A 9,397-nucleotide genomic window follows, 5' to 3' on the forward strand; every position below is an offset into this window, starting at 1 on the left:
TTGTGGATAACTGAGGAGGGGGATTCTACCGTCCTTCGCCGAAGATCGCCCGCAGTTGATTGCGCACAAAAGCGACTGTCCGTCTCATACCTGGACCTGGGGGTGAATCGTCAGCCCCCTGATGCAGTACAATCGCCGCTTTTCATTGCCAACCAGCCGGCCATTCCGATGATCGAACCCAAGCGCGTCTTGCGCGCCCTCGCCGAACACTGGGCACTTCTGGAGCCGCTGTGCGAGCACTTCGACCAAGGCACCCTGAGTCTTGCCGAACTGCGTTCACAGCTGTCTGCCCAACAACTGGACAGCACGCCCCAGGACATCACCCACCTGCTGGACGTATGGATACGCCTGGACATCCTGGTCCCGGTGGCGAAAAGCCCGAACCGTTTCGAGCTCAATGCGCAGATCCACGACTTCCTCGCCTACCTGCGCCGTGAGCACCGCCTGGGCCTGTGCCTGGAAATCGAAGCCTACCTGCGCCACCTCGAGCGCCTGGCCGGTTACATCCAGGACGCCTTCGACGTGCGCGACGGCAACGACCTGGCGCGCCAGCTGCGGCTGCTGGACATGCGCGTGCGCGATGTCCTGAAGAAGCTCGCCAACGACGAACAGGCCCTGGTGGCCGTGGCCGAGCGGGCCAAGACCAGCGACCGGCAGATCCCCCTGCGCCAGCGCTATGCCGAGGTGCTGGCCACCTGGGACGAATACGTCGAACCGATGATCCAGCTGGTGAACGCCGACGGCGCCTTCGAACAGGGCGTGCGCAAGGTGGAGAACGTCCTGCTGCGCATGCTCACCGAACAGCAGCGCCTGGGCCACCTGGTGGACGACGACATGCTGTTGCGCACCCACGCGCGGATCCTGGAAATGCAGACCAGCGCCCAGTTGACCCTGCGCCATGCCCGGGAACTGCTGCTGCCGCTGCGTGAGGAGGCGCGCCGTCATAACGCCGTGACCCGCGGCGCGGCCCTGGCCCTGTCGGCCATCCGCCGCAAGGGCATCGACGCCGTGCCCCAGGCCGCCATGCCGATGTTCACCCGTCCGCAAAGCACCTTCCTCGGCAGCTCCGGCCAGGTGGAAGCCTATGTCTACGCCCTGGCCCGCTTCGAACCCAAGCCCGCGCGCTTCCCCAAGGCCCACAAGACCCACAAGGGCGTGGCCCCCAAGGCACCGCGCACGGTCCGGGAAATGCTCGAGCGCTGCGAAGACGCCCTGCCGATGCCGGACCTGATGAGCTGGCTGCTGGACCAGGAGCCCGATGGCGCCACCGACGAACTGCTGTACTGGTTCTCGCGCCTGTCCCGGGAAAAACGCTTCAAGCGCGAGCGCCTCGAACGCCGCGACTACCACACCCAGGAGCACCAGGTCAGCCTGCGCTCCTTCGCCCTGCTCTCGGCCCGCGATGACGCCGCCGAGCATTCTGCGAGCAACGCCAATGCATCTTGATCTTTCCGAACTGTCCCAGCTGGCGCCGATCTTCCGCGAGCTGTTCAAGGGTTACCACGTCAGCCGCCGCGACCCGGAGCTGTACGCCCAACTGTCGAACTTCCAGGACCAGTACCGCACCCTGTTCAAGGCCCTGGGCTTCGAGCTGGTGTGCGATACCCGCGGCTTCTACTACTTCGTGCCGGACAACGCCGCCGCCCAGGTGAACAAGACCGCCCAGCGCCTGGCGCTGTTCACCTTCATCCTGGTGGAGCACCTGGCCGACCAGGGCCGCGACCCGATCGCCGTGCTCGACGGCGGCAGCCTGGGCCGCGACGAACTGCCGTCGCTGCTGGAAAAATACCGCGACCTGTTCATCCAGGCCGAAGTGCAGACCCAGGAAGAGCTGGAAGAAAAGATCATGCGCCGCATGACCCAGCTGGGTTTTGCCGCCGAGGAGCCGGGGATCTACCGCTTCCTGCCGCCGATGCACCGCTTCCTCGATGTCTGCCTGTCGGTGCAGCAGGACCGCGACCTGGCCGCCAGCCTGCACAGCGTGCTGCCGTTGCCGACCCCGGTGCTGGTGGACAACGACAGCGACGAGAAACTGCTGCAGACCGATGACCCGCTGGACCTGAGCGAATTCGACGAGTCCGAAGAAAGTGAAGAAGACGCGCTGGCCCGAGCCATCGCCGAAGAACAGGAGCTCGACGCATGAGCAAGGAACGCTACGGCATCCGCCGCTTCGCCCTACTGAACACCGCCGGCTACAGCCTCGGCCTGTTCCCCCTGGAAGAGCCGCTGTCGGTGTACGGGGCCAACAACCTGGGCAAGTCGGCATCCATCAACGCCCTGCAATTCCCGATCCTGGCACGCATGTCGGACATGAGCTTCGGCAAGTACAGCCTGGAACAATCCCGGCGCTTCTACTTCGCTTCCGACACCAGCTACATCCTGGTGGAAGTCTCGCTGCCCCACGGCCCTCATGTGATCGGCGTGGTCGGGCGCGGCCCGGGCGGCGGTTTCGGTCACCAGTTCTTCGCCTACGCCGGGCAGCTGGACCTGGCGCATTACCAGAAGGACGACACCTGCCTGCGGCAGAAAGAGCTGTTCACCAACCTGGAGCGCCAGGGCCTCAAGGCCTATGAGCTCAAGCCCGATGAACTGCGGCGCCTGCTGGTGGGCGGCCATACGTCGATCCCCCTGGACCTGACCCTGATTCCGCTGCGCTCCACCAGTGAACAGAGCCTGAAGACCTTCCGTGCGCTGTTCATCAACCTGCTGCACATGCGCGAGATCACCGCGGCCAAGCTCAAGCAGCTGTTTCTCGATGCCTTCGAGCACAGCCTGCGCTCCGGTAGCGTCGACTACATCGCCGCCTGCGACGAAGCCTTCCGCGATGTGCGGCGCATGGAGCAGGACTACAACTCCCTGGTGGCCGCCGGCCCCCTGGTGGAAGCCCTGGCCAACGGCGTGAAGCAGCGGGACATTCTGCGGGGCAAACTGCATCGCCTGTCGCCACTGCTGGATTCGCTGCTGGGCACCTGGTCGGACTACGCCGGCGCCCGCAAGGAAGAGCTGACCATCCAGGCCGAGCATTACCGCAACGAGCAGGACGCGCTGCAGAACGACCAGCGCAGCAGCACCCAGGAAATGATGCGCCTGGAGCGGGAAATCACCGGCACCCAGCGCTGGCTGGGTGAGCTGTCGGTGCTCAAGCACCGCTTCGCCCTGGTGGATGACGTCAAGGTCCTGGAACAGCAACTGCTGGCGGCCAAGGATGCTCACGACGAACTGGCCGGCGCCCTGGCCCAGTCCCGGCAATTCTCCGCCGAAGACCTGGAAGAGCGCCTGCGGGACCTGGAAAAACGCCTGAAGTCGGTGAAGCAGCAGCTCGATCATGCCGACAACAACAGCTACGCCCGCCTGCGGGAAGAGTTCTCCCAGCAGGACGTGGAGCGCCTGATGCGCCTGTTCAACAGCGCGCTGTTCAGCCTGCCCCTGGGCGAGCATGGCATTGCCCTGGACGACAACGGCGAGTGGGTGAAGTCGGTGGAGCTGATCCTCGACGGCTTCAAGGGCGAGCGTTTCGAAGTGCCGGGGCTGTCGATCGACATCTCCCACATCGAACCGCCAGCCTTGCAGGCCCTGGCCGACCGCGCCGCCCTGCGGGATCAGAAAGAACGCCTGGAAAAAGAGCTCAAGCAGCTCAAGACCCAGGCCGCCGTGGCCGCCGACCGCGCCGCGAGCAAGACCCAGACCGAAGCCCTGTACCAACAGGTACTGGATGCCCAGAAGGCCCTGGAAGACTTCCGCCGCGCTCAGACTCTGAGCGCCGAGGAAGGCGAGAAGCTGGAGCAGCTGGCACAGATGGAGGCCGCCCAGGACGAACTCAAGCGCTCCAGCGACGCCTTCACCGAGCGCGTCCAGCAGTTGTCCGCCAAGCTGCAACTGGTGGGCCGGCAGATCGCCGACATGGAAGCCAAGCAGCGCACCCTGGACGACGCTCTGCGTCGCCGTCAGCTGCTGCCGGCAGACCTGCCCTTCGGCACACCGTTCATGGACCCGGTGGACGATTCCATGGACAACCTGCTGCCATTGCTCAACGACTACCAGGACAGCTGGCAGGGCTTGCAGCGGGTCGACGGGCAGATCGAGGCGCTGTATGCCCAGGTGCGCCTCAAGGGCGTGGCCAAGTTCGACAGTGAGGATGACGTCGAGCGTCGCCTGCAGCTGCTGATCAACGCCTATGCCCACCGCACCGACGAAGCCCTGACCCTGGGCAAGGCGCGCCGCGCCGCGGTCACCGATATCGCCCGGACCCTGCGCAATATCCGCAGCGACTACGACAGCCTGGAACACCAACTGGCGCTGTTCAACCGCGAGATCAACAAGCGCCAGGTGTCCAACCTGCAGAGCTTCCGCATCGTCCTGGCGCCGAACAAGGAAGCCCTCAAGCACATCGACCAGATCATCCACAGCGCTGGGCAATACGAAGAAGGCGAGACCCTGTCGGTGTTCGACCTGAGCCAGAGCGCCGAGCAGGACAACAAGAACGAAGAAGCCAAGGAGTACCTGGCGCGGCTGGTGGCGGCCAACCACAACCAGCTGGGCCTCAAGGACCTGTTCGAACTGGCGTTCGAGATCACCAAGGTCAACGGCCAGCCGGTCATCCACACCGACATCGATGGCGCGGCGTCCAACGGCACCACCATGACCATCAAGGCGCTGACCAACATGTACCTGTTGCTGCACTTGATGGACCGCGACCAGGCCGGGCGCATCCGCCTGCCTTACTACCTCGACGAGGCGGCGGACATCGACGAGCGCAACCAGGCGGCGCTGCTGGAAACCAGCCTGCAACTGGGCTTCGTGCCAATCCTGGCCAGTGTGAAGCCCCAGGTTTCGGCCCAGGTGGCCATCGACCTGGAAGGTGGCAGCGGACCGAACGGCATCTACATCGACGAGGCCGACTGGAAGTTCATCCGTCGTCACGATCAGGTCAAGGCCGTGCTGAACGCAGAGCCGGAAGCGGAAGCGGAGCTGGACGAAGTCTGATTTCGTAACGCAGCAACGAAAAAGGCCGCGCTCTTCCGAGCGCGGCCTTTTTTATGGGAAAGCTGTTGTAGGAGCTGGCTTGCCAGCGAAGGCGCCCTCTGGCGCGACACAGGGCTGAGGGCCTCTTCGCCGGCAAGCCGGCTCCTACAAGAAGGTTATTTGCCCAGGGGGATCTTCGGTGCCCAGGTCAGCCATTCCTCTTCGAACTTGTCGAATAACGGGAAGGTCTGCTGAGGCCGCGCCGGGTTGCCCATGCGCTCGCCATCCGGGGTCGCGAAGGCAATCCCGCCCTGGATCAGGGTCTCCAGGGATTCGGTACGCACCGTCGCCCCTTTGAACAGGCCAAAGTCGACACCAAATCCACTGCTGTTCCAGAAGCGCGTACCACTGCGAACCAACGGTGCGTACTTGGGTTCGATGAGGATGTGGATCAGTACCCGATCGGCCGTCTGGCCCAGCTCGTAACCGGTCACCTTGCCCACCGCCACTTCGCGGTAGGTTACCGGCACTCCGACTTTCAGAGAGCCACGCCGAGCAGCGCTCAACACCAGGCTCAGGCCGGCTTCCTGAACGCTGGCTTCCGGCGGTTGCGGCAAGGCGACAAAACTGGTCTGCACGCCCTGGCTCTTCGTCGCAGGCTGGACCTCGATGTATTGGCCGGTGACCAGGGTTTCCAGGTTCGAGGTCTTCATCAGGCCCAACTCCGGCTTGACCACCCAGAACTGGCTGCCGACCCGGGCGATGCGCTCGGGCACTTCGGTGATCCGCGCCTTGAGCATGACCGATTGCATGTCGGCGCTGAGGGTCACTTCTTCCAGCTTGCCCACGTCCAGGCCCTTGAAGCGTACAGGCGTGCCGGCCCGCAAGCCGTCGGCGCGATCAACCTTGATGCTCACCAGGGTGCCGCGCTGCGCCGCCTCCTCCTGGTTGGCGAACAGGCGGAAACGTGGAATACGCTTTTTCAGCGGCACGTTGGGCAGCGGGGTCTCGAAGGCGATGCCACCCGCCATCAGGCTTTGCAGCGACTCGCTCTTGATCTGGATACCGCCGGTCAGGCCCCCGGTCAGGGTGATGCCACTGACGTTCCAGAAACGGGTCGAGCCGTTGACCAGCCCTTCGTATTCCTTCTCGATGTGGACACCGATCACCAGTTGCTTGCGGGTGTGGGAGAACTGATAGCTCTGCACCGAGCCGACCTTGACCTGCTTGTAGAGAATCGGGCTGCCAACATCCAGGGAGCCGAGGTTGTCGGTGAACAGCACCATGTGCAGGCCGGGGGCACGCAGGTCCAGCGGCGGGGCCTTGGCCCGGGCCTCGAACTCGCGCTGGGGCGCAGCGCCCTTGTCACCGGGACGGATAGCGATGTAGTTACCCTTGACCAAGGCCTCAAGACCGGTGATGCCGGCCAGGGAGATCGAAGGCTTGACGGTCCAGAACTGGGTGCCCTGGACCAGGTAATCCTCAGCCAGGGGATCGAGAGTCAGCTCGGCGGTGGCGCTGGTCAGGTCGGAGTCGACCTTGAGCGCCTTCAGGCTACCCACCTGGATGCCCTTGTACATCACCGGGGTGCGCCCGGCCTGCAGGCCTTCGAAATCGGTGAGCTTGACCTTGACGCGGATCCCGGCCTGGGCGGCGTCGAAGTCCTCATAGAGACGGAACGGCAGGCTTGGGTCGGTGGGCGGGCTGTCCTTGCGATTCTCCGGCGTGGCAAAGGCGATCCCCCCGGCGACGATGCTGGACAGGGACTCGCTGCGTACTTTTACCCCCGACAGGTTGGCGTCGATGCTGATGCCGCTGGCGTTCCAGAAACGTGTGTGTTTGCGCACCAGATTGGCATAGGTGGGCTCGATATAGACCTTGAGCTCCACCGTGTTCTGGTCTTCGGAGAGCAGGAAGCTCTTGATCTGGCCAACCTGGATCTGCTTGTAGAACACCGGGCTGCCACGGTTCAGCGACCCCAGGCGCTCGGCCTTGATGGTCAGGTGCAGGCCCGGTTTGGCATCAGATAAAGGAGGCTCCTCGGCCAGGGCCTTGAACTTGCGACTAGGCTCACCATCCCCGGGGCTGACGGCGATGTAGTTGCCCGAGACCAGAGTTTCCAGACCTGTGATCCCGGCCAGGCTGACACTGGGTTTGACCAGCCAGAAGCGCGTGTTGGTCTTCAGGTACTGCTCGACGTCCTTGTTCATCTCGACCGAGGCAATCACTCCCTTGGAGTTGCCCTCATCGTCCAGAGCCAGGGTCTTGACCTTACCTACGGGCATGCCCTTGTAGACCACTTCAGTCTTGTTGGCCTGGATCCCCTCGCCGCTTTCAAAGCGCAACTGGATCTCGATACCGGTCTGGCTGTAGGCACGCCAGCCCAGCCAGCCGCCGATGATCAGGGCAATCAGGGGCAATACCCAGATAGCCGACCAGTTGGAGGCCGGGCGGGTTTTGGCGGTAGGCAAATCACTCATGGTCGTCGTCCGACTCCGTGTTATCCCAGATCAGTCGGGGATCGAAAGTTACTGCAGCCAGCATGGTCAGGATCACCACGCTGGCAAAGGCGACCGCACCGAGATTGGCCTCGATACTGGCCAGCCGGCCAAAGTTGACCACCGCCACCAGGATGGCGATGACAAAGATATCCAACATCGACCAGCGGCCGATGAACTCGATAAAGCGGTACATGATGATCCGCTGTCGGGCAGAGAGCGGCTGGTGACGCTGCACCGAAAACAACAGTAAGGCAATGCCCACCAGCTTGAAGGTGGGCACCAGGATACTGGCGACGAACACCACCGCAGCGATGGGAAACATGCCGTGCTGCACCAGCTGGATGACCCCGGACATGATGGTGCTGGGGTCACCCTGGCCCAGGGAACTGACGGTCATGATCGGCAGCAAGTTGGCCGGGATGTAGAGGATCGCGGCGGTGAGCAGCAACGCCCAGGTGCGCAGTATGCTATTGGGGCGACGAGGATGAACCATGGCCCCGCAGCGAGTGCAGGTCTGCTCTTCGCTGTCAGCCTCCTGCCGATTCAACTCGTGGCATTCAGTACAGATCAGAATGCCTGCCTCAATCGCCCGCATGTATGTCCTCTCCCGATAACGCTTGCCAGATCTGGTGAGGCGACATCACCACCTCCAGCCAGACCTGCACCAACAACAGACTGATAAAACACACCAGGCCCAGGCCCACGGTAATGGATGCCATGTCGGCCAACTTGACGATGGCCACCAGCACCCCCATCAGGTAGACCTCGAGCATGCCCCAATCGCGCAGATGGTGATAAATGCGATAGAGCAGCAGGCCGTAACTGCGGCCGATGTCCCAACGAATACTCAGCAGGACTAAAAGCTGGCAAATCAACTTGAGCAGGGGAATGCCCATGCTGCACAGGAACACCACCACCGCCACGCCTTCCATCCCGGTGTCGAACAGCCCCTGCACACCGCTCCAGACCGTGTCCTCGGAAGACTGTCCCAGTAGATTGAGCTGCATGATGGGTAGAAAGTTCGCCGGCACATAGAGCAACAAGGCCGCGATCACCAGGGCCAGGCTGCGTTCGACCACATTGTGCCGGTGCGCGTAGAGCTCATAGCCACAACGCGGGCACTGGGCTTTCTCACCGAGGGCGAGCTTGGGCTTGCGCATCAGCAAGTCGCATTCATGGCAGGCAACCAGGTCGTCCAGTGGTAATTCTGACAACCCGGGGGCGTCAACCGGATCTGGCATAGAAGGCTCTGGGAGTGGAGAAAGTAACGGTTATTCTAGTGTTCCAATCCGAAAATAACTGTGCAAATTTGTTTGCGAATAAGAGCAAATTTTTCGCGCGCAAAAACAAAACCCCAACTGCATGCGCAGTTGGGGTTTCGGAATTTAATCTTGACGATGACCTACTCTCACATGGGGAAACCCCACACTACCATCGGCGATGCATCGTTTCACTTCTGAGTTCGGGATGGGATCAGGTGGTTCCAACGCTCTATGGTCGTCAAGAAATTCGGTAGCCAGTCCGTTGCTTGTGCAACGTGCCAGCGAATGGGTATGTAATAGATTTGTGTGTTCGCAAACTTTCGGTTTGTATCGTCTTCACACACCGCAACTCGCTTCTTAAGCAAATTGCTTGGGTGTTATATGGTCAAGCCTCACGGGCAATTAGTATTGGTTAGCTCAACGCCTCACAGCGCTTACACACCCAACCTATCAACGTCGTAGTCTTCGACGGCCCTTTAGGGAACTCAAGGTTCCAGTGAGATCTCATCTTGAGGCAAGTTTCCCGCTTAGATGCTTTCAGCGGTTATCTTTTCCGAACATAGCTACCCGGCAATGCCACTGGCGTGACAACCGGAACACCAGAGGTTCGTCCACTCCGGTCCTCTCGTACTAGGAGCAGCCCCTCTCAAATCTCAAACGTCCACGGCAGAT

General features: G+C 62.2%; 6 protein-coding genes and 2 rRNA genes. 3 read left to right on the forward strand and 5 right to left on the reverse strand.

What is annotated here, in order from left to right; genetic code table 11:
* Positions 1-168 precede the first annotated feature (168 nt).
* The 3 genes from mksB to mksF are packed head-to-tail and all read left to right on the forward strand — an operon-like array spanning position 169 to position 4,983.
* A complete protein-coding gene (gene mksB / locus A9971_RS25105) occupies positions 169-1,446 on the forward strand; it encodes an Mks condensin complex protein MksB (protein WP_041120711.1) in 1,278 nt (425 codons plus the stop codon).
* Positions 1,436-2,143: an Mks condensin complex protein MksE gene (mksE, locus tag A9971_RS25110; RefSeq protein WP_015637041.1), complete on the forward strand. Its 708-nt coding sequence runs from the start codon at positions 1,436-1,438 to the stop codon at positions 2,141-2,143. The genes mksB and mksE overlap by 11 nt, the downstream gene beginning before the upstream one ends.
* Positions 2,140-4,983, forward strand: a complete 2,844-nt coding sequence (mksF, locus tag A9971_RS25115; RefSeq protein ID WP_015637042.1) for an Mks condensin complex protein MksF — start codon at positions 2,140-2,142, stop codon at positions 4,981-4,983. The genes mksE and mksF overlap by 4 nt, the downstream gene beginning before the upstream one ends.
* Positions 4,984-5,138: 155 nt before the next feature.
* Here the strand turns inward: mksF and A9971_RS25120 are convergent, their stop codons facing one another.
* From A9971_RS25120 to A9971_RS25140, 5 genes are all read right to left on the reverse strand, one after another.
* On the reverse strand, positions 5,139-7,442 hold the full coding sequence (locus A9971_RS25120) for a PqiB family protein (RefSeq protein ID WP_183001540.1): 2,304 nt from the start codon (positions 7,440-7,442) through the stop codon (positions 5,139-5,141).
* Positions 7,435-8,058, reverse strand: coding sequence for a paraquat-inducible protein A (locus A9971_RS25125; protein ID WP_123472978.1), 624 nt, complete (start codon positions 8,056-8,058; stop codon positions 7,435-7,437). The genes A9971_RS25120 and A9971_RS25125 overlap by 8 nt, the downstream gene beginning before the upstream one ends.
* Positions 8,045-8,704: a paraquat-inducible protein A gene (locus A9971_RS25130; RefSeq protein ID WP_041119907.1), complete on the reverse strand. Its 660-nt coding sequence runs from the start codon at positions 8,702-8,704 to the stop codon at positions 8,045-8,047. The genes A9971_RS25125 and A9971_RS25130 overlap by 14 nt, the downstream gene beginning before the upstream one ends.
* Positions 8,705-8,852: 148 nt before the next feature.
* Positions 8,853-8,968: ribosomal RNA gene (gene rrf / locus A9971_RS25135) — 5S ribosomal RNA — on the reverse strand.
* A gap of 138 nt (positions 8,969-9,106) precedes the next feature.
* A 23S ribosomal RNA gene (locus A9971_RS25140) occupies positions 9,107-9,397 on the reverse strand; the annotation flags it as partial.

This window comes from Pseudomonas sp. UME65 (assembly GCF_014170225.1).
In the GTDB taxonomy this organism is placed as follows: Bacteria; Pseudomonadota; Gammaproteobacteria; order Pseudomonadales; family Pseudomonadaceae; genus Aquipseudomonas; species Aquipseudomonas protegens.